Annotated in this window: 21 protein-coding genes; 7 read left to right on the forward strand and 14 right to left on the reverse strand. The window is 40.3% G+C overall.

Going from position 1 to position 25844, the window contains the following annotated elements; all coding sequences use genetic code 11:
- Positions 1–26 precede the first annotated feature (26 nt).
- Complete coding sequence (locus AC6H44_RS11780; RefSeq protein WP_500735689.1) at positions 27–1562, reverse strand: M17 family metallopeptidase; 1536 nt, start codon at positions 1560–1562, stop codon at positions 27–29.
- A gap of 109 nt (positions 1563–1671) precedes the next feature.
- Positions 1672–2727, reverse strand: coding sequence for a DNA polymerase IV (dinB, locus tag AC6H44_RS11785; protein WP_500735690.1), 1056 nt, complete (start codon positions 2725–2727; stop codon positions 1672–1674).
- Between the two features lie 386 nt (positions 2728–3113).
- Here dinB and AC6H44_RS11790 point away from each other — a divergent pair, with 386 nt between their 5' ends.
- The 3 genes from AC6H44_RS11790 to AC6H44_RS11800 all read left to right on the forward strand — a co-directional run bounded on the left by AC6H44_RS11790 (position 3114) and on the right by AC6H44_RS11800 (position 5677).
- A complete protein-coding gene (locus tag AC6H44_RS11790) occupies positions 3114–3545 on the forward strand; it encodes an acyl-CoA thioesterase (RefSeq protein ID WP_500735691.1) in 432 nt (143 codons plus the stop codon).
- Between the two features lie 12 nt (positions 3546–3557).
- Positions 3558–4610, forward strand: a complete 1053-nt coding sequence (locus AC6H44_RS11795) for an aldo/keto reductase (RefSeq protein ID WP_500735692.1) — start codon at positions 3558–3560, stop codon at positions 4608–4610.
- Between the two features lie 125 nt (positions 4611–4735).
- Complete coding sequence (locus tag AC6H44_RS11800; protein WP_500735694.1) at positions 4736–5677, forward strand: ABC transporter substrate-binding protein; 942 nt, start codon at positions 4736–4738, stop codon at positions 5675–5677.
- On the opposite strand, the gene AC6H44_RS11805 is transcribed toward AC6H44_RS11800, so the two are convergent.
- The 3 genes from AC6H44_RS11805 to AC6H44_RS11815 all read right to left on the reverse strand — a co-directional run bounded on the left by AC6H44_RS11805 (position 5604) and on the right by AC6H44_RS11815 (position 10250).
- A complete protein-coding gene (locus tag AC6H44_RS11805) occupies positions 5604–6230 on the reverse strand; it encodes a fumarylacetoacetate hydrolase family protein (protein ID WP_500735696.1) in 627 nt (208 codons plus the stop codon). The genes AC6H44_RS11800 and AC6H44_RS11805 overlap by 74 nt on opposite strands.
- Before the next feature lie 221 nt (positions 6231–6451).
- A complete protein-coding gene (locus AC6H44_RS11810; protein WP_500735697.1) occupies positions 6452–8968 on the reverse strand; it encodes a glycoside hydrolase family 3 protein in 2517 nt (838 codons plus the stop codon).
- A gap of 16 nt (positions 8969–8984) precedes the next feature.
- On the reverse strand, positions 8985–10250 hold the full coding sequence (locus AC6H44_RS11815; RefSeq protein WP_500735699.1) for a sugar MFS transporter: 1266 nt from the start codon (positions 10248–10250) through the stop codon (positions 8985–8987).
- A gap of 249 nt (positions 10251–10499) precedes the next feature.
- Here AC6H44_RS11815 and AC6H44_RS11820 point away from each other — a divergent pair, with 249 nt between their 5' ends.
- The 3 genes from AC6H44_RS11820 to AC6H44_RS11830 are packed head-to-tail and all read left to right on the forward strand — an operon-like array spanning position 10500 to position 14187.
- On the forward strand, positions 10500–11834 hold the full coding sequence (locus AC6H44_RS11820) for a GH1 family beta-glucosidase (RefSeq protein ID WP_500735701.1): 1335 nt from the start codon (positions 10500–10502) through the stop codon (positions 11832–11834).
- Positions 11835–11849: 15 nt separating this feature from the next.
- Positions 11850–13184, forward strand: coding sequence for a glycoside-pentoside-hexuronide (GPH):cation symporter (locus AC6H44_RS11825; protein WP_500735703.1), 1335 nt, complete (start codon positions 11850–11852; stop codon positions 13182–13184).
- Between the two features lies 1 nt (position 13185).
- Entirely contained in the window at positions 13186–14187 is a 1002-nt protein-coding gene (locus AC6H44_RS11830) for a LacI family DNA-binding transcriptional regulator (protein ID WP_500735704.1), read from the forward strand.
- 15 nt (positions 14188–14202) lie between these two features.
- Here AC6H44_RS11830 and AC6H44_RS11835 read toward each other — a convergent pair whose 3' ends face one another.
- The 6 genes from AC6H44_RS11835 to AC6H44_RS11860 form a co-directional block, all read right to left on the reverse strand.
- Positions 14203–16164, reverse strand: a complete 1962-nt coding sequence (locus AC6H44_RS11835; RefSeq protein WP_500735705.1) for a response regulator — start codon at positions 16162–16164, stop codon at positions 14203–14205.
- Between the two features lie 25 nt (positions 16165–16189).
- Positions 16190–16651 (reverse strand): response regulator, encoded by a 462-nt coding sequence (locus AC6H44_RS11840; RefSeq protein ID WP_500735706.1) that lies wholly within the window; start codon positions 16649–16651, stop codon positions 16190–16192.
- The gene (locus AC6H44_RS11845) at positions 16652–18136 is read right to left on the reverse strand and encodes a sensor histidine kinase (RefSeq protein WP_500735708.1); all 1485 of its coding nucleotides are present in this window, start codon (positions 18134–18136) and stop codon (positions 16652–16654) included.
- Positions 18137–18159: 23 nt separating this feature from the next.
- Positions 18160–18372, reverse strand: a complete 213-nt coding sequence (locus AC6H44_RS11850) for a histidine kinase (RefSeq protein WP_500735709.1) — start codon at positions 18370–18372, stop codon at positions 18160–18162.
- Between the two features lie 18 nt (positions 18373–18390).
- Positions 18391–19725 (reverse strand): sigma-54-dependent transcriptional regulator, encoded by a 1335-nt coding sequence (locus AC6H44_RS11855; RefSeq protein WP_500735711.1) that lies wholly within the window; start codon positions 19723–19725, stop codon positions 18391–18393.
- 345 nt (positions 19726–20070) lie between these two features.
- Positions 20071–21120 (reverse strand): NAD(P)H-dependent flavin oxidoreductase, encoded by a 1050-nt coding sequence (locus AC6H44_RS11860; protein WP_500735712.1) that lies wholly within the window; start codon positions 21118–21120, stop codon positions 20071–20073.
- A gap of 200 nt (positions 21121–21320) precedes the next feature.
- On the opposite strand from AC6H44_RS11860, the gene AC6H44_RS11865 reads away from it, so the two are divergent.
- Positions 21321–22697 (forward strand): NAD-dependent succinate-semialdehyde dehydrogenase, encoded by a 1377-nt coding sequence (locus AC6H44_RS11865; protein WP_500735713.1) that lies wholly within the window; start codon positions 21321–21323, stop codon positions 22695–22697.
- A 69-nt stretch (positions 22698–22766) separates the two neighbouring features.
- Here AC6H44_RS11865 and AC6H44_RS11870 read toward each other — a convergent pair whose 3' ends face one another.
- The 3 genes from AC6H44_RS11870 to AC6H44_RS11880 form a co-directional block, all read right to left on the reverse strand.
- A complete protein-coding gene (locus AC6H44_RS11870) occupies positions 22767–23141 on the reverse strand; it encodes a hypothetical protein (RefSeq protein WP_500735715.1) in 375 nt (124 codons plus the stop codon).
- 81 nt (positions 23142–23222) lie between these two features.
- On the reverse strand, positions 23223–24302 hold the full coding sequence (locus tag AC6H44_RS11875; protein ID WP_500735716.1) for an endonuclease/exonuclease/phosphatase family protein: 1080 nt from the start codon (positions 24300–24302) through the stop codon (positions 23223–23225).
- 65 nt (positions 24303–24367) lie between these two features.
- Positions 24368–25579, reverse strand: coding sequence for an MFS transporter (locus tag AC6H44_RS11880; protein WP_500735717.1), 1212 nt, complete (start codon positions 25577–25579; stop codon positions 24368–24370).
- Between the last annotated feature and the right edge of the window lie 265 nt (positions 25580–25844).

Consider the following 25844-nt stretch of genomic DNA (forward strand, 5'->3'; position numbering starts at 1 on the left):
CTTTTTAGGTTTACTTTAGGCTAAAGTTATAAGCAATAGCGAGCAAATAAACTGCTTACTGACGCTGCGGTTGGTTTACCGTGCTGCCAATCACCGCCCTCAACACCACTCCCAGCAATATCCATATGTACATAAGGAAGTGGTAACGCAGATTCATTGCCATGTTTGTCTAATCCACTGACCACAGCTAAAAACGCCATAGGAAATTGATGGCCGCGCGCTGTTACAGCAGAAGCCGCATTATTACTAGAGAGTACATCATCGGCTAACGTACGAGGTTTTATAAAGTCATAATCTTCACGGCGTGAACGCGATACTTCGCCACCGTCTGCCCATAAATCACCACAATCAGCTAATTGACGTGAAATATTCGCACTACGCGCTGGGCCATTCTCAACATAGGCACCATAAGGGCCCACTGCACGCGCGGCGTGCCCTGTTAAGGTCGCGACAGTAAACAGCGTTGGGTTTATTTCGTTTTTAGCTATATCTTTCATTTCGCTGAGTAAATCACCCATTGCCAAACGTCCTTCGGCATCCGTGTTACCAATACGCACTCGCACACCTTCACGGCTAGTAATAATTTCATCAGGGACAAAACAGTCTGAGCCAATGGAGTTACGCACAACCGCTAAAAAGGCAATCACTTTAACCCCTCTAGGCTGATAATCTGCCACTGATTTCATAAACCCAGCGACCGATGCCGCGCCGCCTTTATCGCGGCTCATACCCGCCATAAAGCCTCCTACTTTTAAATCGGCACCGCCGGTGTCATACACCAAGCCTTTACCAACAAACATTAGTGTGCGTTTTATTTCGCCCTCTGGTACATACTCAAGCTTAACAACACGAGGATGATGGCGCTCTACCGCATACGATGCGCGAGCAACAGTGCTGAGCATCGGATAGTGCTTATCAATCGCGGCTAAATCAGCAATAACATCAACATTAACACAGCTACCTTTAAATAAATCTACACAGTAATCTGCAAAACGAGGGGGCGCCATGCGTTCAGGCTCAGTACCACATAAGTCACGTGCAGCATATTGCCCTGCGGCCAGTGCATTAACGGCTTTAATCGTTTGCTCGCTTGCATCAATTAAGCCTATTTGAGTAACAGGTTCAATGCATTGTCCGTGAAATTCACGCGCTTCAAGAGGTTGCCATAACGCTTGGCATGCGCCTAAATAGGCCACTTCTAGCGCATGTTGATAGCGACTATCACTATTTAAGGTCGGTAAATAAATAGCCGGGTTTACACTGCCCGATGCTTTTGCTTCATTGATGGCTAGTTTGGCTGCATCAAAATAACGACGAACGTCGTCATAATCTCTGTTTAACGGTCCTGTAGGTGCGAGTACAACACGCTTAGCGTTAATCACTAACAAGGTAACCTGCTGACCGATGCGTGAATCAACTTGTGCTTGCGTTAAAATTGCATCACGCAATGGCGTATTTGGTAAACGAGAAAAGTCATCACTGATAATAATAAGTGCATCATGTGATGTGCAATCTAGGCTTGCACTTAGTGGCTGAGCCATTACTGCTTTTGGGTATGCCATAAAAGGCTCCGATTAAAAAACGTAGCCCCTATTATTATTTATTTAGCAATTTATAACCAGTGAACTGCGATAATCTGCATACTCACTGGCAACTTGTAGTTACAGCTTTTTACAGCTCTAAAATACTCAGTTGCAAATTATGCGCAGGTTGATTTTTAATGCCTACACCAATACCCAGTAAACGAACTGGCTGCTGCAATCCACGTTGATATGCTTTAGCGAGCAACTCTTTAAAAATAGTCAAATTTAATTGATGAGCGGCTTGATCTGCTGAAGTGACGACAAAATTTGCAAATTTAACCTTAACACTTAACTTATTAATTTTATTTTGCAACTGCTGTTTATTTAACCTAACAATGAGCTCATCTAACAATTGCGGTAATTGCTCAAGGCATTCTGCTAGGCTATTTTTGTTGTATTCATAAGTATGCTCTACGCTTAATGACTTACGAACTCGTTCGGTTGAAACCTGCCCTATATGCTCACCTATACACTTTTGGTATAACGACACGCCAAAGTTACCCACATGCTGCTGCATCCAATTAGCGCCTTTTTCGCGTACATCTTTGCCTGTGTATAACCCTTTTAAATTAAGTTTTTCAAGGGTTACTTTACCAACGCCAGGAATTTTACCCAATGGTAATTGCGCTAAAAAGTCATCCACTTGCTCAGGCAAAACCACAAATTGACCGTTGGGCTTATTTTCATCACTGGCTATTTTGGCTATAAATTTTATTGGCGCAATCCCCGCAGATGCAGTAAGCCCGGTGGTATTAAAAATATCGGTGCGGATTTGCTCAGCGATTAAGGTTGCACTGCCTTTAAATGCGCTGCTGTGGGTCACATCTAAGTAAGCTTCATCCAGTGAGAGGGGTTCTACTAAGTGAGTGTAGCGGTTAAAAATAGCGCGAATTTGTGTTGATACTTGCTTATAAATAGCCATTCTGCCAGGCACTATAACTAAATCAGGGCACAGTTGTTTGGCATGGTAATTAGACATGGCAGAGCGCACACCGTATTTTCTGGCAATGTAATTAGCAGTAGAGAGCACTCCACGGCGACTGTTACCACCAATTGCAAGCGGTACATGTGCAAGCTTGGGATTGTCGCGCATCTCAACGGCTGCATAAAAGCAGTCCATATCTATATGAATAAACTTTTTCATTACACTATAACAACTGTTTATTTATACAGCCATTATTACGGAAGCGTTTTTAATTAGCAAGCTTGTTAGTATCTAAAAAGCGCGTTTACTTTTTTTCGGCTTATTAAAACAGTACATCCAAAACAGGACTTCTAAAAAAAAGCCTAATAACATCAAAATAATTGCGCCCACTTGATTGCCCATCGCGTAACACGTAAATGAAGCTATCAAAAAAGTGCATGCTAATAACCAATTAATTATATTCTGCATCGTTATCTCCTCGTGTGTTCATAATTACTATAGTGCTAAATTCAAAGAGCTACAATTTTAAGCTCAGTTATAATTCCCTTGAGCTCATCCGACCATGTTGCTAATCTAGATGCTTTCAAACTAAGAGCTATAAATACATGGAAACGTTTAAACAACAACACCCTATTCATACTGATATCACTGTAGCATGGGGCGATATGGATGCCCTACAGCATGTTAATAACTGTGTTTACCTTCGTTATTTCGAAATAGCCAGAATTGATTTTTTAAATAAATTAAATTTATTTGATACTATTAATTCCCAAGCCACAGGCCCTGTGATCAGTGAAAATAATATTCGCTACAAGCGCCCGGTGACATTTCCCGATACATTAAGCGTAGGTATTACCATCAGTGACATCAAATCTGACCGATTTATAATGAATTACAGTGTATTTAGTCATGCGCAAAACGCGATAACAACCACTGGCATGTCAAAAGTGGTGATGTTTGATTTTAAAACAGGGCAAAAAGCGATAATCACAGAGCCCTTGTTGTCGGCTTTAAAAGCACACTCTCAAAACGAATAATTAGGATTAATAATGCAATATAGTCAATTAGGCAGCAGTGATGTTAGCATTTCAAGGGTTTGTTTAGGCAGCATGACTTGGGGGGTGCAAAACACCCAGCACGATGCCGATCAACAAATAGCCTATGCGCTTGAGCGTGGTGTTAATTTTATTGATACGGCAGAAATGTACGCAGTTCCTCCCTCTCCTGACACCTACGGTAAAACAGAACAAATCATAGGAAACTGGATTGCGCGCAATACGCATAAACGAAAAGACATTGTTATAGCGACTAAAATTGCCGGTAACGGACTTTCGTGGATACGTGGTGGCAATGATATTACTCGCCAAGCTGTTATTGACGCGGTTGATCACTCTCTAAAGCGTCTACAAACCGACTATATTGATTTATACCAGCTACACTGGCCTAATCGCCGCACACCTCATTTTGCTAGGCAATGGCCTGGTATGCTTAAATTTACTGAGGTGGATGCAACTCAACACACCGCTGATATGCTTGATATTTTAGAGGGCTTAGATGCGTGTGTTAAGGCGGGTAAAATTAAGCATTGTGGGCTTTCTGACGATACCCCGTGGGGAATTAGCCAATTTTTAAATTTAGCCAAAGCGTATAACTTGCCAAAAATGGTGTCTATTCAAAACGAATTTAGTTTAGCGCACGCTAAGGACTGGCCTTATTTAATAGAGCAATGTGTGCATGAGGATATTGCTTATTTACCTTGGTCACCGTTGGCTGCAGGGCTTTTAACCGGTAAGTACTTAAATGGAGCGCGCCCTGAAGGCTCGCGCTGGACGTTTATGCAGCGTAACGGTATTTTTCGCGATACACCACAATCACACCAAGCCACTAAAGCGTATGTTGAGCTTGCGCATGCGCACAACATTACCCCTGCACAGCTCGCGCTGGCTTGGTGTAATCAAGTGGATGGGGTTACTTCATCAATTATAGGTGCTACCACTATGGCGCAATTGCAAGAAAATATTGATGCGTTTGAGCTAACCCTCAGCGATGAAGTATTATCAGCAATTGATACTATATTCAGAAGTAATCCTATGCCTTTTTAAATAAAGTTTAACCAGAGTAAATAGTTGGTATAGTAATATTTACTCTTTAGCCCTTTTTATGTTTTATTTTTGAACATTAAAGCTATACTGACATTAGATTTTATCTAAGCGCGCATGGCTTTTTTATGTTAAAAATTAGTTATCTATGTCTTACCCTGTTACTGCTCTTTTCAAATTATTGTATTAGTCAGCCAGAAAAGCCGATTTTTGAAATAACCTGGCTGCAAAGTAACACTCCCCCCTTTCATTTGCAGCCCGATGAATTGCAATCAGGTTTATGTGACAACTTAACCAAGCAATTAATTAGTGCTATTGAAGGTGTAAAACACACTCACTTAGTCATGCCACAAAAGCGAATCAATAAATATATTCAAGAAGGAAGAAATGTCTGCTTCCCGTGTGTTATTCATAAAAAAATCGCAAATAAAACGTATATTTACTCAAACCCTACTGCAATTTACCCGGCGTTTAGTGTTATTGCTACGAAAAGTAAGGCTGATATAATTTCTAAAAAACATGGTAATCCCATTGATTTAATCAGCTTGCTTACAGATGAGAGTTTTACCTACGGTCAAGCAGGAGCGCGGCTATTTTCTGCTGATCTCAATACTATTATTGAAAACTCTTTAACCCATCAGAACGTGTCACTAAGTTGGAATAGCGATAATGAAAGTGGTGCGGTGATCAATCGATTAAGGCATGGCTTTTTAGATTATTCGCTCGATTACCCTTTTATGGCGAGCTACTTTAATCAACAACTAAATCCAAAAGAAATTATTAGTATACCGATTGCAAAAAGTAAGAATAGTTTAATTCAAGGGGCTGTAGGTTGTGCAACTAACGCCCCAAATAACTTTGCAAGCCAAGCGATCACAAAAATTAATGCGGTATTAAAAAGCAGTATTTTAAGCTCATCAGCATACCAACAAAGCCAACGCTATTGGTTAGATAAACATATTGAAAACTTTGACATACTTTATTATCAATATGTGCTTAAATTTGACCCACAGACCAGCGATGCTCCAATAAGCATTGCTGGCCAGAATCACAATAAAGAGCAACTTTGAATTCTCGACCGACCTTAACCATCCCCACGCCAGCTGGGGTGCCTGTCATAATAATATCGCCCTCTTCTAAACTCATAAATTGGCTTACTTCAGCTAGTATTTGTTCCGGTTGATGTAACATCAGGCTTGTGTCACCCTGTTGAACCACTTTGCCGTCAATCTGTAATTCAAATTTAAATGATGACATAGTAGGCGTTAACTCAATAAAATCACTAAATAGCACGGAGCCATCAAATGCCTTTGCACGCTCCCATGGCAAGCCTTTTTCTTTTAAGGTGCTTTGCAAAGCGCGTTTAGTCAAATCAAGCCCCATTCCCACGCCAGCAAGCTGTTTATTTTTAATCACAAAACATAACTCTGTTTCATAGTGCAATGTATCATCGTTATGAGTGGCAAGTAAGATATTGGTGATCGCGCTATTAGGTTTATTAAAAATTACCATTTGCTCGGGGTGTTCGTTATTTAATTCAGCAATATGGGCACTGTAATTGCGCCCCACACAAACTATTTTTGAAGGGTGTAAGTGCTGCGAAGCTAACTTTATTTGTCTCATTTACTCACCAATTAATTACACTTTGGATTTAATTGGCATACTCTCAGATTATTAACGCAAAAGCGAATGCATTTTTATCATGTTTTTATGACAAAGCTAAATATAATCAATTATATAGGCTGAGATAAAAAGTAGGGAGAGTATAATTAGGCGGGTTGTCGTGCAGCACTCTGAAATAATAAGCAGGTACGCTAAATACCTGCTTATTAATAAATTATTGACTACTTACAGGTAACACGACCTTGCTCGGAAGCATTTGCTGTTATAGCTAGTTTAGTAATAGATACATGCCAATCGCCTTGTGTACTTAACTGCCAAGGTGAAAATACTTGTGCTAAGTCAACACCTTGCTCTGCAAAGCAGCTCAAATCAATATTAAGTGTGTGCCATTGACCTTGTTTTTCAAGTTTATCAGTAATATCAAACTTGCCCTGACAACTCTCACCACAGCCCATACCAACCCATAATGGATTAGTTGCTGCTTTATCTACTTTAATTTGCATTTGCAGTTGGCCGTTGTTTTCAACGTATGAACGTAAATCAGATGGAAATGCAGTGGCTAAATTAATTCCTGCCAATGCCTGCCCATTAAAACCAATAGCACGGGCATCTTCTTGAACTTCTTTATCAAATGTTTGCACACTCACAGCGCCCAATGATTCGCGACTGCTCGCCACTGTCTTTTGTTGATCGCCACTTTTTAATACCAGCGACCACGGGGCTTTAACTGCCCGTTCAAATAACACTAAATCATCAATTTGTTCTGCCTGTTGAGTCTGCTCTACCAAGTCATCTTTAAGCACATTGCTATCACTGTAAGTTAAACCAAAGCCATATGGTAATAGTGGGCTGTAATTTTCATCATAGCGATTTTCATTATCTATTGAATTATTTGGCCATGAAAATGATAATTTACCTTTAAAATCATGATTAACTGAACCGTCTACATTTTTAAATAATACATCACTAACTGCATCACCCTCACTGCCTGGCAACCAAATAGCAACAAACGCATCACTGGCATTAAGCTCTGCATTTACCCACATAGGACGGCCACTGATAAATAAAGAAACAACCGGAATCCCTGCATCTTTAAACTTACGCAGTAACGCTAAATCTGTTTTACTACCGCGTTGATATTCAAGATTATCAACATCACCGTTACCCTCTGCGTATGGCTGCTCACCAAAAACAACAATCGCAACATCTGGACGATTAGTAAATTGCCCCTCAACACTAAGATTTACACGGCCACCTGCGTGTTCAACGGTTTCTTTAATACCATCATAAATAGAGCTTCCACCAGGAAAGTCACTGTTTATGTTACCTGTACCTTGCCATGTAACACTCCAGCCACCTGATTGCATACCAATATTATCAGCGCCTGTACCTGCTACTAATACGTTTGCTTTAGGTGATAATGGCAATAATTGCTGTTTATTTTTAAGCAATACCAGCGATTCACGCACTGCTTGCTTTGCAATGTCACGATGCTCAGGACTACCAATAATTTCAGTTTTACCTGAAAGTGGGCGCTGTGCAGGGCTTGGTTTATCAAATAAACCGGCACGCATTTTAACGCGTAAAATACGTGTAACGGCGTCATTAATTCTGCTTAAAGGAATTTCACCCTTGTTCACTTGATCAACTAAGTTGCTAAACAATGGCTTCCACTCATCGGGGGCCATGTATACATCTAAACCTGCATTTGCCGCTTGTGCACAACTGCTATTTGAGCAATCTTTTACTTGCCCGTGACCATTCCAATCACCAACAACAAAGCCATCAAAGCCCATTTTGTCTTTTAGCACATCAGTCAATAAATACTTACTACCGTGAATTTTTTCACCATGCCAGCTATTAAACGAGGCCATTACCGTTTGTGCACCAGCACCTAACCCGCCAATATAGCCTTGAGCATGAAGTGCAAATAACTCTTCTTCATTAGCAATATTGTTACCTTGATCGTCACCGCTCTCAGTGCCGCCATCGCCTAGGAAATGCTTCACCGTACTGATTACGCGCGTATCTGATAAAAAATCTTCATCTACAGCACCTTGCAGTCCTTTAACGATAGAAGCTGAATATGCCTTCACTATTTCAGGATCTTCTGAGTACCCTTCGTAAGTACGGCCCCAGCGGTCGTCTCGAACGACTGCAACCGTAGGTGCAAAAACCCAGTCAATACCAGTCACCATGACTTCGCGCGCCGTAGCTGCAGCAATTTTTTCAATCAGTGCAGGGTTATTCGCCGCCCCCAAACCAATGTTATGCGGAAATAAAGTCGCGCCAATAACATTGTTGTGGCCATGTACCGCATCAGTACCCCACATTGTCGGAATTGTGCTACCATCGAGAGAATCATCAACAGACGCTTGGTACATCTTTTGCGCTAAATCAACCCAGTCTTCAGGGGTTGCATGTTTGTTATTATTTGGAAACGAGCCACCGCCGTTTAAATATGAACCAAAGCCATATTTGCGCATATCTTCAACCGTGATATGACGAATTTCAGGTTGGATCATTTGTGCAATTTTTTGCTCTAATGTCATGGTATCTAGCATATCAGCGATTTTTTGCTCCATTTGAGCATCGCTTTTTATACCCGTTTTGATCGTTGGCCAAATTTCTTTTTTGGCTACCGCCTCGTTTGCATTATTAAGGGGTTGCGAGCAACCACTACTCGTTATTGCAGCTAGCATCAGTGCTGTAACTGAAAAAGTTCGTTTAATAATCATAATATTCACCTAAAGCTTAAAGACGAGTTAACGTTGTTTTTTTTGCACCAAACAGCGCGAAATAAGTAATATATAAATAACAGCCAATAGGAATTACCAGCGCTAGCTGTACGCCAATGTTATCTGCTAGTACACCTTGTAATAGCGGGATAATTGCACCGCCTACTATTGCTAAACATAAAATACCCGACCCTTGCGAGGTGTATTTACCTAAGCCTTGAAGCGCTAAACTGAAAATAGTGGGAAACATTATTGAATTACATAATCCCACCAATAAAATAGCCCACATAGCGAGAGTCCCTTGTCCCGTCATAGCAACTAAAACTAACAAACCCGCTAATATACCATGACAAGCTAATACCTTGGCCGCGTTCAACTTTTGCATGATGACAGCACCAGCAAAGCGCCCTACCATCGCACCTGCAAAATAATAGCTAATATAATGGGCAGCCTGTTGCTCTGGTAAGCCTGCAATATGATCAAGGGTTAAAAAGCCCACTAAAAAGCTGCCAATCGCAACCTCTGCGCCAACATACACAAAGATACCAATTGCACCTAAAATAAGATGGCGGTACTTCCAAACACTGCCTAAATCTTCAAATTCACTGTCGCCTTGGTTTTCAGCCTCACTATCAATGGCTTTACCGAGTTTAGGTAGCTTTAAAAAGGCAAAAATAATCGCCAATGCCAGTAAACTTGCACTGAGCATTAAATACGGAAATTTGACTTGTTCCGCCGTAGCTTGGCTAATTTCAGATAAAATTAACCAACTACCAAATAATGGCGCTACCGTTGTACCTAAAGAGTTAAAAGCTTGAGTCATGGTTAAACGTGAAGACGCTGTTTTAGCAGGGCCCAACACACTGACATAAGGATTAGCAGAAACTTGTAAAATAGTGATCCCTGAAGCAAGCACAAACAAAGCAAGTAAAAATAACTCGTAAACATGCGCCTCTGCAGCTGGGTAAAATAGTGCACAGCCTATTGCTGCAACAACTAACCCAACAACAATACCAAATTGATAACCTATTTTACTGACCAGTTTCCCTGCTGGAATTGACATTACAAAATAGGCACCAAAAAAACAAAATTGTACCAACATTGCCTGAGTATAATTAAGGGAGAACATCCCTTTTAAATACGGAATTAAAATATCATTCAAGCAAGTAAGAAAACCCCACATAAAAAATAAAGTCGTCAGCGATGTTAACGCAAAGGTGTGTGTACCCCCTGGTTTTTGGCTGTTTTCTGTTGCCGGTAGTGGCGGTGTGATATGTGCCATAGTAAATCTCTAATTATTTATAATTATCAGATTGTTACCTCTATTTTATCGTAGTCAGTAAACCTTAAAACGCAGATAATAGTTGCAACACCAAATGTAAGCGCTTACATTTATAACATACAAATAATATTTATCAATTTATTTACAAAATTATTGTAAGCGCTTACATTGCTATTTCCCGTGATTTTTATTTTTTAGCGGTTCACAGTAATGTGCTCTTTTACTGTAAATTTAAGGACGTGTCTCATTGTGTTTAAAACAATTTCGTTACCAAGAACGTCAACTCTTTTAAAACCCCCCTTTATTTTTGGTGTTGCCACAGCTTCTTTTCAAATAGAGGGAGACCATCACTCACGTCTACCCTGTATTTGGGATACTTTTTGTAGCAAACCAAATACCATTGCAGATAACAGTAACGGCAACCAAGCGTGCGAACATGTAAAACACTGGCAACAAGATGTGCAAATGGTTGCTGATTTAGCTGTTGATGCCTATCGACTTTCAATTTCTTGGCCTCGCGTTATGCACCAAGATGGCAGTTTGAATAGTCAAGGCATAGGGTTTTATAAATCATTATTACAGGCGCTCAAAGTGCGCAATATTAAAACCTATGTCACCTTATATCACTGGGATCTCCCTCAATACTTAGAAGACAACGGGGGTTGGCTGAACCGCGATACCGCCTATCAGTTTGCTCATTACACAGATACAGTAACGAAGCAGTTAAAGGGACTGGTTGACTCTTATGCGACATTAAATGAACCATTTTGTAGCGCCTATTTAGGCTACGAAATAGGCGTGCATGCACCCGGTATAAAAAGCCAACAAGCAGGACGTCAAGCAGCGCACCACTTATTACTTGCTCATGGCTTAGCCATGCAAGTGATACGCAAAAACTGCCCTGCGACAGAAGCTGGGATTGTACTTAATTTTAGCCCTGCATACCCGTTAACTCCAGCGGATAAACGCGCCGCTGAACTTGCCGATGATTACCACAATCAATGGTATATCCAAGCAATACTAAAAGGACATTACCCAGGGTTAATTAACGATCTACCCTGTGATGCAAAACCCGATATTGTAGATGGGGATATGGCTATTATCAGCCAAAAAATCGATTTTTTAGGGGTTAATTACTATACTCGTATTCATTACAAAAACACACCTGAACACTGGTTTAGTGAAGCTCCTTTAACAGATATTGAAACCACGGATATGGGCTGGGAAATTTACCCCCACGGGTTATATGAATTACTACTTTCATTGAATGATCGTTACACTTTACCCAAAGTATATATAACTGAAAATGGCGCCGCGATGGCTGATGTGTTAATTGATGGTAAAATACATGACATACAACGTATCGATTACTACCATACTCACATTAATGCCGTTCATAATGCAGTTAAACAAGGTGTTGATATACAAGGGTACTTTGCATGGAGCTTAATGGATAATTTTGAATGGGCCTATGGCTATGAAAAGCGCTTTGGGCTAGTCTATGTAAATTATCAAACCCAACAACGAATATTAAAGCAAAGCGCAATTGCGTACCGCGACTTTCTTAAACAGCGCCAAAAATAATAATGAGTGGCTTTTATGCTGAGTAAAAAAGAAAAAATAGCGTATGGCCTAGGTGACACGGCCAGCAATATTATTTTTCAAACCGTGATGCTATTTTTAACTTTTTTTTACACTGATATTTTTGGTATTTCACCGGCTGTTGTGGGTACTCTTTTTTTAGTTGTTAGAGTCATTGATGCCGTTACAGACCCGCTAATGGGCGCATTGACTGATGCAACTCATACTAAATATGGTAGTTACCGCCCTTATTTACTCTGGCTTGCACTGCCATTTGCGGTTATTAGTGTAATTACATTTACTACGCCTGCATTGAATGACACGCATAAAATTATTTATGCGTTTGTCACTTACACGCTGCTTATGCTGGTTTATACCGCAATTAACATTCCTTATTCGGCACTTGGTGGCGTTCTGAGCCGCAACCCTAACGAAAGAGTTTCTATACAATCATATCGCTTTGTATTTGGTATGCTGGGTGGCTTACTGGTTACTAGTTGTACTTTACCTTTGGTTGAATGGTTTGGTGACGGCAACAATGAGCTGGGCTATCAGCTCACTATGCTGGTTATGAGTGGCCTAGGAGTCGTTTTATTTTTAATCTGCTTTCGTTATACCAAAGAGCGAGTAACTAACCCGCCGCATAAATTATCTTTAAAAAACCAACTAACTATTTTATGGCAAAACCAGCCGTTTAAAATTCTTTGCTTGGCTGCATTAGTCTTATTAACGAGTATGGTTCTTCGCACCACCTTAGCTATTTATTACGTAAAGTACGTACTTGGCAAAGAAGACCTAATCACCGAATTTGTGACCTTAGGTATGGTCGGTAATATTTTAGGTTGCGCTTGTGCGCAGCCTTTAAGTAAACGCCTAGATAAAAAAGCGGCTTATATTTATCTGCAATATATGTCTGCCATACTTAGCTGCTTTGCTTTTTTTGTTCCTAATGAACACGTTTTACTCGCGTTTTTAGTGTATTTTTTATGGTGTTTTTTCACCCAAATGGCGACTCCCCTATTGTGGGCAAAAATGGCTGATACAATTGACTATGGAGTCTGGCAAACAGGACGGCGACTAACCGGTTTAGTTTACGCTAGCATCGTATTTTTTATCAAATTAGGACTGGCATTAGGCGGAGCTATCGCCGGGTGGTTGCTTGCTTATTATCAATACCAGCCCAATTTAGAGCTAAGTGAAGCGACTAAAACCGGTATTTTAACTTCATTTACTCTCTATCCTGCTATTGGCAGTGTACTTGTTGCCTTAATAATGAGTAAATACAGCCTAGATAATAATACTATAAAAAAAATAACTGCCGATTTAACAAAAAAAATGTGTAACAAGGAATAGCATGGCCACCATTTATGAGGTGTCGAAACTCGCAGGCGTATCATTAGCCACAGTCTCAAGAGTAATGAACAACAATGCAAACGTCAGTGATGCAACCAGAAAAAAGGTTACAATAGCAATGCAAGCGTTAGGTTATCGTCCCAACTCAATTGCCCAATCACTTGCCTCTAATTGTTCTAATAGTGCTGGCTTACTGGTGTCTGAGCTAAAGGGTCCATTTTACGGCCCTATGATGAGTGGCATAGAAAACACCCTTAGAAACCAAGGCAAACACGTTATTATTACCGCAGGGCACAGTGACGCAGAACAAGAACAGCAAGGCATAGAATTTTTAATTAGCCGTAATTGTGATGCGCTTATTCTGCACGTAGAAGCCGTTAGTGATGAATACTTAATAAAGCTGAGCAAAGGCAAAACACCGTTTGTTTTACTGAATCGACATATTCCTGAACTGGCAGATCGTTGTATTATCCTTGATAATGTCAAAGGTGGATATTTAGCGACTAAATATATTCTTGAATCTGGTCACAAAAATATTGCTTATATTAGCGGTCCACTGTGGAAAAAAGATGCCCAAGAGCGTTTAGACGGGCATAAACAAGCGCTTACTGAACACGCCATTGAGTTTGATGAAAACAGTTTCTATGAAGGTGACTTTGTAGAAGATAGCGGCTATGGAGGGTTTACTGAAATTTATAAAAAAAATCCAACCATCACAGCTTTAGTATGTGCCAATGATGAAATGGCCACCGGTGCTATGGTCAGTGCCAGGGAGCATGGCATTGCGCTTCCCACACAACTTTCAATCATAGGCTACGATAATGTATTTTTTACCCGCCATGTTTATCCACCGTTAAGCACCATTAATTACCCTATAGATGAAATGGGTAAAGTAGCAGCACAGTGGGTACTTAGTCATGTGTACCAAAAGAGCGTTAAACCCATTCAAACACTGTTCGAACCTGCACTGGTAATTCGTCAATCAGTGGTAGATATAAACTAAAAAAGCGCCGGGTTATTAAACTAGCTTGCTCAATAGCGCTAGGTTGATCGGCTTTAACAGTACTTGCTCGATTTCTAGCTGCCTGATATGTACAGCATCTGGTTCCATACCACTAATAATAACCCGTTCGATTGATGGGTAATGCGCTTTTAAATGTGCTGCTAATTCTAAACCGGTACCATCAGGTAAATGCATATCGAGCAATACTTTATGGTAATCAGTATTTTTTTTCAGTATTGCCAAACAATCTTCAACACTTGTGGCAATATCAGTATGTACGTTGAGGCTTTCTAATAATAACTGCGTTATTTGCGCCGCATCGGCATCATCCTCTACGAGTAAAAAACGTTTTTTATTATTGCTGCCCTTTAATGAAGTTTGAATAGCAGGCATTGAAGGAGCTTTTTTGCCTAACGTCGACTCTAAACACTGATACAATAGAAGAGAATCAACTGGTTTAGCAATAACATCATCAAACCCTAATGCCGATAATTCAGTATCGATGCCTTTCATAGTAGCCGCAGTTAGGGCAATAATAGCGCCCTGATAACCCATTTTTCTTAGCTCAATGGCCGTCTCTTTACCTCCCATTACCGGCATATGGATATCTAAAAATATAATATCGTAAGCTGCATGCCCTTGTGCAAGGCGCTTTTTGACTTTATCAAGCGCTTGTTTGCCGTTATCAGCATACTCTACATCAGCGCCTGCTGAGCCAATTAAATGACCAACTAACACGCGTAAGTCGCGTAAATCATCGACCACCAATACTTGACCGCTAACATGACACGGCGTTGTTTTTTGTTGCATATTGGGAGTTAAATCAAGCTTTAATACATTACGCTCTACCTGTTTTATATCGCCAGGATACAGCGAAATGGTAAAGGTTGAGCCTTTACCTACATGGGAGTCTAAAGAAATATTACCTTGCATACGACTAAGTAACTCAGAGCAAATTGCTAACCCAAGGCCTGCACCGCCAACAGAGCGCGATTCTACATCGGCTATCTGCTCAAAAGGTTTAAATATTAATGCTTGCTTTTCTGGCGCAATACCTAGCCCTGAATCTTTAATACTAAAAAATAGCATTTCTCGTTCAGCCACTACCTCAGTCCAAGCATTGGCAGTAATTTCGCCCTGCTCTGTAAACTTAATAGCATTATTAATCAGATTTATGAGAATTTGTCGAAGCCGTGTAGCGTCAACACAAACCACTAATGGCAGAGGCGCTAACGACTCAAACTTCAATGACAAACCTTTATCTAATGCAGCGACCCGCATTAAGCTAAAAACATCGGCCATTAAGCTATTAAGGTTGACTTTGCTAAGGTTAAGCTCAAGCTTATCGACAGCAATTTTTGATAAATCTAATACATCATTTAATAAACTAAGCAAATGTTTGCCATTACGGTATATAACACCAAGTTCATTTTCAGCCTGTTTATTATAATCACTTAACATTAAGAGTTCGGTATAACCCAAAATAGAAGTCAAAGGGGTGCGTAATTCATGGCTTAAATGTGCTAAAAAACGGTCTTTTGAACGATTTTCTGCCTCTGCTTTTAAACGTTCAACTCGCTCATCCTCTACATCTCGACGCGCTAGTGCGTAACGAATTGAACGAGCAAATCGGCCACCACTCATTTCGCTTTTAACTAAGTAATCAACAGCCCCAGCGTCTAACGCGGCCGAATCTAGGGCATCATTAGACTGCCCAGTTAGCATAATAATAGGCCCACAGTAACCATTTTTAATGGCTTGTTTTAATACACTTAAGCCATCAGAAGCACCTAAGCGATAATCAAGCAGGCAAATATCATGTTGATTTTTGCTCAACACCTCAATTGCCTGTCCAGGTGAGCTTATCCATTCTATGTCAAACACATGAGAACTAAGCTGCTCTAGGTAATCACACGTTAAAATATAATCATCTTCGTCATCTTCAACAAGTAGCAGTTTTGTCGCCTTTGCTAACATAGTGTTTCCTGTTCTGATAATAATCTTAATCGCTAAATGTGCTTGGTAGCTCTACAAACTCTACCCAGTATTTACCCAGTGTTTTCATCAAATCAACTAAACCATCAAAAGTGACTGGCTTAGTAATGTAGGACGCAGCACCAAGGTTGTAACCTTTTATCATATCCTCTTCTTGTTTAGAGGTAGTTAAAATCACTACTGGAATGCCCTTTAAGTTAGGATTTGCTTTAATCGCTTGCAATGCTTCGCGGCCATCCATTCGTGGCATGTTTAAATCAAGCAAAATTAAGCCAGGTCTGGGCGATAAACTTTTGTCTTTAAACTTGCCTCTACGCTCTAAATATTCTAAAAGCTCCACACCGTCTTCGACAAAATGTAATTCATTTAGGACGCGACTTTCAGCAAGTGCATCTTGTGCTAATAAGCGATCGTCTTCATCATCATCAGCCATTAAAATAGTAATTTTTTTCACGTTGGTTAACGACATTTATGCCTCTGCTTGTAATGTGAATAGTTCAGCATCCACTGGGAGTTTAACCATAAAGGTTGCGCCCTCATTTGGGGTGCTTGTTGCGCTAATAATGCCGCCATGACGCTCTACAATTTTTCGACATACAGACAAACCAATGCCAGTGCCTTTATATTGCGAACGACCATGCAATCGCTGAAATGGCACAAATATTTTATTTACATAGTCAGCGCAAAACCCAATGCCGTTATCTTTAACGGTAATAATATGCCAACTCACTTCACGATTAAGATCGTCACTAAATTCATTTAGCCGCTCAAAATCAATGTTAATAATTGGCTCCACGGTTGGGTGCCTAAATTTAACCGCATTGGAGATTAAATTTAAAAACAACTGCTGCATCTGGCTCGGATCCGCTTGTATTATAGGCATCTCACCAATAATAACTTGCGCATTCGACTCATAAATGGCTATTTCTAAATCGCTTAAAACATCATTAAATACGCGATTTAAATCGGTATCAGTAAAGTCTTTACCCCGCGTTGTCACTCGTGAAAATTCTAATAAATCATTAATTAAATTAGACATTCGCTGTGCAGCATTTTTCATTCGCGCAATGTAATCTGTCCCTTTTTCACCTAACTCATCTTTAAACATGCTTTCAAGTCGGTCGCTAAATGCTTGAATTTTTCTAAGCGGCTCTTGTAAATCATGACTGGCAACAAAAGCAAACTCTTCTAACTCTCGGTTACTGCGACTCAACTCATCAGAATACAAAGTAAGCTCTTGGGTACGTTCGGTTACTTTACTGGCTAACGTTTCATTTTGCATTTCAAGTTCAGCACGGTACGCAGCAGCATTTTTTAAATTTAGCCTTGTAAGTAAAAACATGCCCACAATTAATAAGGTACTCGTGACAGCCGTTATACCAAACGTAATTTTTGCTTCCTTTTTAATTTGCGCTAATTTAGAAAAATGGCTTACTTTAAATAATAATTCGCGATCTTGAATGTCATTCACCAAAATACGAATATCTCGATAAAAATCAAGCCCCTCATGAGAGTTAAGTATTAATAATGCGCTTTGCTCTTTAGCGTTTAATGCATAGTTTACCGTTTTTTTTAGCTCGGTTATTTTATTTTCAACTAGCAGTAAAAGTGCGGCTATACGCTGAGCCTGCCCATCAATTTCTGAACGCAAAGAACTTACATGATTGATTTGTGATTCAATTTGCGCTAGTGCATCATAATAGGGCGCTAAATAATCATCACTTTGGGTTAGTAAAAACCCCCTCTGACCCGATTCAGCCTGTACAATAGATAGATGAAGCCGTTGAACAGCAGTACTTAGCATATGGGTGTTATCTAAACTTTGCTGAGTACGCGTTAACCCTCCAATGGTTTTTATTGCTAAAAACGCATTACCAACAATGATGCATAACACAACAAAAATAAACAACGCCCATATAACATTTGCTTTGCCTTGCTGTTTGCGTTTAATCATTTATCTTCCTACATCGTTTAACATCAATTTGAATCTGAGATAAGTTGTAAACTATCGCTGCATGCTTGGCAATTAACAATTATTTTATCAAGTGCATCGAGTGCTTTTTCAACGGGCATATCGTTTTCAAGTACTAGCTTGATAAGTTCAGCATTCATTGAAATATGATTTAACGGTGCGCGGGCATCATGCACTAATTCATTAATAGGCTTTGCCTGTGGTTTAGTTGATCCCATCAAGTCCCCCTCGTTGTTTTATTCACCAATACCGCCATAAGCATTAAGACGGTTATAAAGCGTTTTTGTACTTACCCCTAACATTTGTGCTGCTAATGTTTTATTACCTTGTACTTTATCGAGCGTGGCAAAAATAAGTTCCTTTTCAACCTCTTCAATTGTTTGCCCTGCTGATACCTGTCTTTTTTCCGCTTGATTATTAACGCGCGAAAAAGGCGACTCTAAATTATCTGGTAAAGTAATCGTGCTCGTTTGCGAGTCGCTCATAATAAAAGCGCGATGAATAGCGTGGCGTAACTCACGCACATTACCAGGCCACTGGTATGTTTTTAGCTCTTTTAGTTGCTCGCTCGTCCAACTAAAAGCAGTGCCATTTTCATCGTTTAACTGCCCTAAAAACGATTTAGCCAGCAATGGAATATCGTCTTTTCTATCTCGAAGTGGCGGAATGTTAATAGGAAAAACAGCCAGTCTGAAATAAATATCTTCGCGTAAAATATTATTTCTTGCTAAGTCGGTAAGTGAACGATTAGTCGCAGAAATAACACGGCAGTTAGTCGGAATTTCTTGATTACCGCCCACACGTATTACTTTTTTAGTTTCCAGCACGCGAAGTAAATTTGGTTGCATGCCAATGGGCATTTCGGTTATTTCATCTAAAAATAAGGTGCCATTATTGGCTTGTTCAAACACGCCTTCTTTACGTGCAATCGCCCCAGTAAATGCGCCTTTCTCATGGCCAAATAACTCGCTACCAATCAATTCACTCGATAATGCACCACAGTTACTTGCTACTATTGGCCCTTCGCATTTACTGGCATTATGAATGGCTTGTGCAACGACCTCTTTACCTACTCCACTTTCACCTACTAACATCACGTTGGCATTCGTTTTTGCCACACGCTCAATCATAGTATAAAGCTGTTGCATGGGGGCAGACTCACCAATTAAAGTATCAAAATGATGTGTTATTTCAGCTTTTTTAGTTTTTTTAGTGGTTTTTTTCGACCCGTTTAACACTAATTCTAAATCTTCACGTTGCAACGGTTTTAATAAATGCGACACGTTAGGCTCACACATATCAGCTAAAATTCCTTTAACCGAAGGATGTCCTGAAATAAGCGTGACCTTAGGTGATTGGCCAATCATTTTTAAATGATCTAACAAATGCAAACCACTGCCATCGGGCAGCATAAAGTCCAACAGTACATGATCAAAAGTATTATTATCAAACCATTGATGTGCTTCTTTTAAACTGGCGGCTGTATTAATATTATGGCCAAGAAATTCGACAATATGGCAAATAACATCACTAAATTCGGTGTCGTCATCAACCAAAAGTATATTTAACATTTTAATTCCCTGTGTGTTTTTTGCCATTCTACGCAGCAAAAATAGCAAAATAAAGCAATTAAAAAATTAGCGCCAAAAACCCATGTTTTCTCCTATCAACAGCGCAAACTTTGTTACGATCGATTATTGTTTAGGGGCTTTGCTTAATGCAACGACTGCGTCAAGTTATTTCGTCAAGCTTAGTGCACTTGCTAGCAAGGCAAAATGGGTCGCGCGCAGTACGGGGCTAAAAATTATTGCGGTGCGTATAACAACCCTTATGATTTAGTGCCTAACCTAGCGGGGTGTAATGACTTATCGTCAAGAGGAAATCGGCAACGGTATAGCCCTATTCTGGTAATGTGCTTAAACGGTGGGCTTCGGGTTTTCAGACATCAATTCATCGGTAATGTCAGCGGCACTAACAGCATCTCTAACAATGTATTTTTGCCCGCACCATAAAGGCGAAAAATCACTTTTTCCTTGCGCTTCAGATTTAGTACGCAATGCACTTAGCGCAAGACTCGCAAATGGAAATGCAGGGGCTTGCTGTGGCATAGTGCCAAGCTCACGCATAATACGGTTTTCAATCCCTCGGGCAGCGCGCCCAGAAAAAACCGTTGTCAGCGCCGTGCTGTTCGCTGGCTGCTGTAAAATAGCATCGCGGTGCAGCGCAGACGTTGTTGCCTCTTGGCACAGTAAATAGGCACTACCAACTTGTACAGCTGCCGCGCCTAACTGTAAGTAATATTTAACATCTTCAGCACTTGCTATACCACCAGCAGCAATGACCGCTATATTTAGCTCACCGATACATTGTTCAACCAATACCGCCGTTAGCTGCTGCAAACTTAAATCCATTGATAAAAAGTGCCCTCTATGACCGCCCGCTTCTAAACCTTGCGCTATAACAGCATCGGCCCCATTAGCTTCTAACCACTTTGCTTCATCAACAGTAGTCGCAGTAGAAATCACTTTACCGCCCCAGCTTTTAATCTGTGTAACTATTGCAGGATCAGGTAAACCAAAATGAAAGCTCACAACCGCTGGTTTATAAGGAGCAATAATATCAACAACGGCTTGATTTATAGGCTGACGAGACGATCCTGCAGTTAAACTTTGCGGGTCAATTTTATATTCTGCAAAATAAGGTGCTAGCAGGTTATGCCATTGCTGCTTTTGTTGACTGGTGTAATCAGCAACCGTGTGACAAAAAAAGTTTAGATTAAATGGTTTATCTGTTTTTTCAATTAGTAAGTCAAGTTGCTCTGCTAATTGTGATAACGATAACATAGCGCAAGGCAACGAACCCAGTCCACCAGCCTCACTCACAGCAATAGCAAGCTGCTCATTTTGAACACCCGCCATAGGTGCCTGAACTATCGGTAAATTAATATTAAACAATGACTGTATCATCTAACTACTCTCTGTAACTTTTTCAACAACGTGCAGTATTTACAGAACCATAGCAAAAACAACCAACAAACAACATCAAAATCTTACTGATAATCGATATAAAAACCATTATTAACAGCAGGTTATAATTTTTATTAGCCATTAACCTAACTGGCTTTAGTTTTGCACCTAATTAAATACATAATTTGTTAGGAGATAAAATGAGCAACACAGTTGATACGATCAATCCCGCAACCGAGCAAGTCATTAATAGCTATACGCTGCTTTCTCAAGCTCAAGCTGAACAAGTGATCGAAAAATCTCACCAAACATATTTAACATGGCGATTAACCTCATTTACTGAGCGCGCAAAATACCTTAATAAGTTAGCCTCTATATTTGAAGAGCAAAAACAAGCGCTTGCTAAATTGATGACCGAAGAAATGGGCAAGGTATACGAACAAGGCTTTCAAGAAGTGCAGCTTTGTGCAGATATTTGCCGCTATACTGCAGAACATGGCGCCGATATGCTCAGCGACGAAGAACGCGACATGCAAGGTGGGCGAGCAATTATAAGTTATCGCCCTACCGGCGTATTGCTAGGTATTCAGCCATGGAACTTCCCACTTTATCAAGTTATTCGGTACAGTGGCGCAAATATCATGGCAGGCAACACTACAGTGTTAAAGCATGCTGGTAATGTATTTGGTATGGCCGAAAAAATAGAGACGCTATTTTTACAAGCTGGTTTTCCTGAACATTGTTTTAGTAACTTACTGGTTGATGGCAAAACTGCCAGCGCACTTATTTCTCATCAATATATTAGTGGCGTTACCTTCACTGGCAGTGATGGCACAGGTAAAAAAGTAGCAGAGCAAGCCGCTCTCCATGTTAAAAAAACCGTATTGGAACTTGGCAGTAACGACGCATTTGTTGTACTTGATGACGCCGACTTAGCCTTAGCAGTTAAAACTTGTACACAAGGTCGTCTCGTTAATAACGGGCAAACGTGTGTAGCAGCAAAACGTTTTGTGGTGGTTGACTCACTCTACAATGACTTTAAAGAAGCACTAAGCCAACAATTTAAAGCCATAAAAATGGGTGACCCGATGGAAAAAGACACCGAACTTGGTCCAATGGCACGTAAAGATTTACGCGATGATATTCATCAACAAGTACAAGATTCGGTTAATGCGGGTGCAAAAATAATTGTGGGCGGCGAAATCCCTGAGCAAACGGGTTATTACTACCCGCCAACCATACTTGAAAATTTATCGCCAGGTATGCCTGCGTACGACGATGAATTATTTGGCCCTGTAGCATCATTAATTAAAGCCAAAGACAACGACGACGCTATGCGTATCGCCAACGATTCTCGTTATGGATTAGGTGGCGGCATTTTCTCCAAAGATGAGAAAAAAGCGATTGAACTGGCTAAAAAATATTTTGATACCGGTATGATCAACATTAATGGTTATGGCCTAGCACAACCGAATCTCCCCTTTGGCGGTGTTAAAAACAGTGGCTATGGCCGAGAGCATGGTGGTTTTGGGATTCGCGAATTCGTAAATGTTAAAAGCATTATGATTTATAGCTAGGTGTTAGGTGTTAGGTAAGTAAAATTAAATACCGCGCTGTTTACAAGCGCGGTGTTTTTTATCCGTGGTTTAGCGTGGATCGCAGTGATGAATCACTACTTTTGGAGCAGGCGCAACGCCCATTTTATATACGTTCCACTGCCGTTCTGTCGGCGGTAATTCATCTTCACAGGTAATTTCGTAAGCTAAATGCCCGTCTAAGCGGCAAATTCGCCATGATTTAAATCCAATTGAGTAAGATATTGCAGGGCTTCTGGCTGCTTTACCATCAGCACGATCCCACGCCATTTTACCATTCCAATACCCTAGGCTCGACATAACGTTCGCCTCTGATTTAGCAGGTGGAGCTGTTGAAGGAACATACAGACCATCAACCTCAGGTAAGCCTGAACCAGACACCTCTATGTATAAAGTATTTTCTGGGGTGTTATTGTTCTCTGTCATGGATTGATCCTTGTCGTTTTTAAAATACTTAAATTCGGATAATAAGAAGCTTTTTTAATTTTTTATCTGGCTGCTAATATCCTAGTTCTTCTCAAACCTCGGGACTTTGCGTTTGTCAGCTTTGCTGATGGCAAGTTCTTCAATTTCTTGCTGTTTAAGCGCTGTGGATTTTGTTTCTAATGATGTTTGGTTTACATCATCGTAAACCAGCTCAGTGAGTAATGCAAAATGATCGGAGCCGTATTTTGCAAGGCGCTTGATGCGCTTTACAGTAAACCCTGTAGAGTGAAATAAGTGATCGAGCGGCCAGCGCATGAAAAAATAACTAGCATGAAAAGTGTTATAAAAGCCCCGCCCTTTACGTGGGTCTAAAAAACCACTTATTTGCATAAACAAACGGGTACTGCGTGACCAAGCAACATCGTTTAAATCGCCGGCAACAATAGTTGGCCGAACAGGGTTTTTAACCGCTTTTGCCACCATTATAAGCTCGCTATCACGTGGGCGTGATGAATCTTTTTCAGTCGGACTTGGCGGCGCAGGGTGAATAAAGTGCCCTTGCATTTTTAAGCCTTGATGGTTTTCAAATAAAATATGAATAGAGGGAATATCGTCTTCTATTAGCTCACATATTTGCGCATCCAGTATGTTAAATTTACTGTATAAATGCATGCCATAACGGTTATCTTTGGGGCAATAAACGCGATAAGGGTAGGTACTTTCTAAACAACTTAATTGCTGCTGCCAATTAATGTCTGTTTCTAAGGTGATCAGCAAATCGGGTTGGTGCTTTTTAACCAAATCGATCAATACCTTGTATTTGTTATTCGACATTAATACATTGGCCGACATAATACGCATACTGTGAGCAGCCCCTTTTGCCGATGGCGCGACTTCTTTAGCTGCCAACCACGTATAGGGGTAAATCCATTTACCTTGAATGGCTAAAACGATACCGACAATAATAATGGCTGCTATACTTGGCGCACTGAGTGTTAAATATACAAAGTAACCTGCGATACACCCGCCTATACAGGCTAAATAAAACACTTGTAAACGAATAAAATCACAACTGCGAACAAGATAGTGTTGGCTATACAACATAGGTAGTAAGGTAAGTAATAACAGCAATAATAAATAAACTAGCAATGCTATTAACATTAATGAGTCCTTTTAAACAAATTAATCTCCTAATTAGGTGATTAATGTACAATATGCAAAAGCATTTAAGTCCGTTGATTTAATGGACGCCAATAAGCAATAAACACAGCCAGAGCAACAACAAGCATTAAAACTGCACAGCCAGCAAACAAAATATCGCCTTTTATGCCGCTGTCAATTAGTAAACCAAATAACCAAGGCGAGCTAGCAGTGGCAATAATCATTAATGACGTTGCCATGGCTCTTATAGCGCCTAGGTGAGTAACGCCGTAAACCTCAGCCCATAACGCATTAAACACCGGACTAACAACTCCCATAGCAAGCCCAAGAGCAGCCATAAATACGGGAGCCAACCAAGGGCCATAACCGAGCATTAATAACACCATTGCCAACAATAAAGGTAACGAAATAAAGGGAACTAGTTTTTTCGCACGATATCTGTCAACCAGCACACCCGACCACATAGACCCTGCCCAATGTGTGGCTCCATACACTAAAAAGCTACTCGCTAATAAAGCGGTAGTCCAGCCTTTTTGTGTTAGCACATAATTTTGTTGAATAAATAGAGCTGTAACAAGAAACGGGCCAGCCAGCATCGCAGGTAATGAAAGCCAAAAACGCCAATCTTTTAAAACATCACGACGACTAAAGTGTGGAGCTGAATTCGCCGTTACTGTAATTTCAATAGGTTTTAGCGCCGCTTTATTGAGTAGCTTACGACTCAGTGGAATATAAATTAAAGGAATACTTAAACCTAACCAAAACCAACTTTGTTGCCAACCGAGCCATGCAATCAAGGCCACCGCTATTAATGGTAAAACAGCTTCGCCGACTGGCACACCACTGGCAGATAAGCTAATCGCTTTACCTCTGTCTTGCTCAAAACTGCGCGCCATCGTTGTTTGGCCTATATGCGGCAAAAGCCCTTGACCACACAAACGCAGTAAAAAAAAGCCCAACCCTAACCACCAAACAGAATTAGTTAACCACATAATCCCACAGGCAAACATTAAACCCAGCGCAACCACTAAAGTAAAATGCTTTAACGGATACTTATCAACTTTGCCACCAACAGCCATTAAAGTTAACCCAGAGCTCAGTGTTGCTAGGGCATATATCAAGCCATAATCTGCCGCGCTAATAGCAAGGCTATTTTGAATACTCGCACCATAAAAACTGATAAAAAAAGACTGACCTAAATTCCCCCAAAAAATAGTGATAAAACCAAAACTTAGCAAAGGCCAATATTGTTTAACAAAACGCCAATATGACTGCATATCACTCCTATGAAAAAATAAAAAAATAATCGACATAAGTATAACATTTCAGTACGTTATTAGTTATTTAAGATAACATCTCCTTGTAAGCGCCATTTCTATTTTTTATCGACTGAATAAATTTTAAATTTAGAATAAAAGATGAGTGTAGTATTAAATGATGTACATTTTTGCTTAAATGTAATGTCATTGAGCTAAGCGTTGGGTCTCGAGGTAGGTATTTGGATTATTATCCTGATTTATACCAACAAGCACTGCTGGTTAG

Source organism: Pseudoalteromonas sp. TAP-3C, from assembly GCF_059888565.1.

Coding starts and splice junctions, on each gene's coding strand:
- AC6H44_RS11780 (WP_500735689.1), bottom strand. CDS start 1,562: ATGGCATACCCAAAAGCAGTAATGGCTCAGCCACTAAGTGCAAGCCTA.
- dinB (WP_500735690.1), bottom strand. CDS start 2,727: ATGAAAAAGTTTATTCATATAGATATGGACTGCTTTTATGCAGCCGTT.
- AC6H44_RS11790 (WP_500735691.1), top strand. CDS start 3,114: ATGGAAACGTTTAAACAACAACACCCTATTCATACTGATATCACTGTA.
- AC6H44_RS11795 (WP_500735692.1), top strand. CDS start 3,558: ATGCAATATAGTCAATTAGGCAGCAGTGATGTTAGCATTTCAAGGGTT.
- AC6H44_RS11800 (WP_500735694.1), top strand. CDS start 4,736: ATGTTAAAAATTAGTTATCTATGTCTTACCCTGTTACTGCTCTTTTCA.
- AC6H44_RS11805 (WP_500735696.1), bottom strand. CDS start 6,230: ATGAGACAAATAAAGTTAGCTTCGCAGCACTTACACCCTTCAAAAATA.
- AC6H44_RS11810 (WP_500735697.1), bottom strand. CDS start 8,968: ATGATTATTAAACGAACTTTTTCAGTTACAGCACTGATGCTAGCTGCA.
- AC6H44_RS11815 (WP_500735699.1), bottom strand. CDS start 10,250: ATGGCACATATCACACCGCCACTACCGGCAACAGAAAACAGCCAAAAA.
- AC6H44_RS11825 (WP_500735703.1), top strand. CDS start 11,850: ATGCTGAGTAAAAAAGAAAAAATAGCGTATGGCCTAGGTGACACGGCC.
- AC6H44_RS11830 (WP_500735704.1), top strand. CDS start 13,186: ATGGCCACCATTTATGAGGTGTCGAAACTCGCAGGCGTATCATTAGCC.
- AC6H44_RS11835 (WP_500735705.1), bottom strand. CDS start 16,164: ATGTTAGCAAAGGCGACAAAACTGCTACTTGTTGAAGATGACGAAGAT.
- AC6H44_RS11840 (WP_500735706.1), bottom strand. CDS start 16,651: ATGTCGTTAACCAACGTGAAAAAAATTACTATTTTAATGGCTGATGAT.
- AC6H44_RS11845 (WP_500735708.1), bottom strand. CDS start 18,136: ATGATTAAACGCAAACAGCAAGGCAAAGCAAATGTTATATGGGCGTTG.
- AC6H44_RS11850 (WP_500735709.1), bottom strand. CDS start 18,372: ATGGGATCAACTAAACCACAGGCAAAGCCTATTAATGAATTAGTGCAT.
- AC6H44_RS11855 (WP_500735711.1), bottom strand. CDS start 19,725: ATGTTAAATATACTTTTGGTTGATGACGACACCGAATTTAGTGATGTT.
- AC6H44_RS11860 (WP_500735712.1), bottom strand. CDS start 21,120: ATGATACAGTCATTGTTTAATATTAATTTACCGATAGTTCAGGCACCT.
- AC6H44_RS11865 (WP_500735713.1), top strand. CDS start 21,321: ATGAGCAACACAGTTGATACGATCAATCCCGCAACCGAGCAAGTCATT.
- AC6H44_RS11870 (WP_500735715.1), bottom strand. CDS start 23,141: ATGACAGAGAACAATAACACCCCAGAAAATACTTTATACATAGAGGTG.
- AC6H44_RS11875 (WP_500735716.1), bottom strand. CDS start 24,302: ATGTTAATAGCATTGCTAGTTTATTTATTATTGCTGTTATTACTTACC.
- AC6H44_RS11880 (WP_500735717.1), bottom strand. CDS start 25,579: ATGCAGTCATATTGGCGTTTTGTTAAACAATATTGGCCTTTGCTAAGT.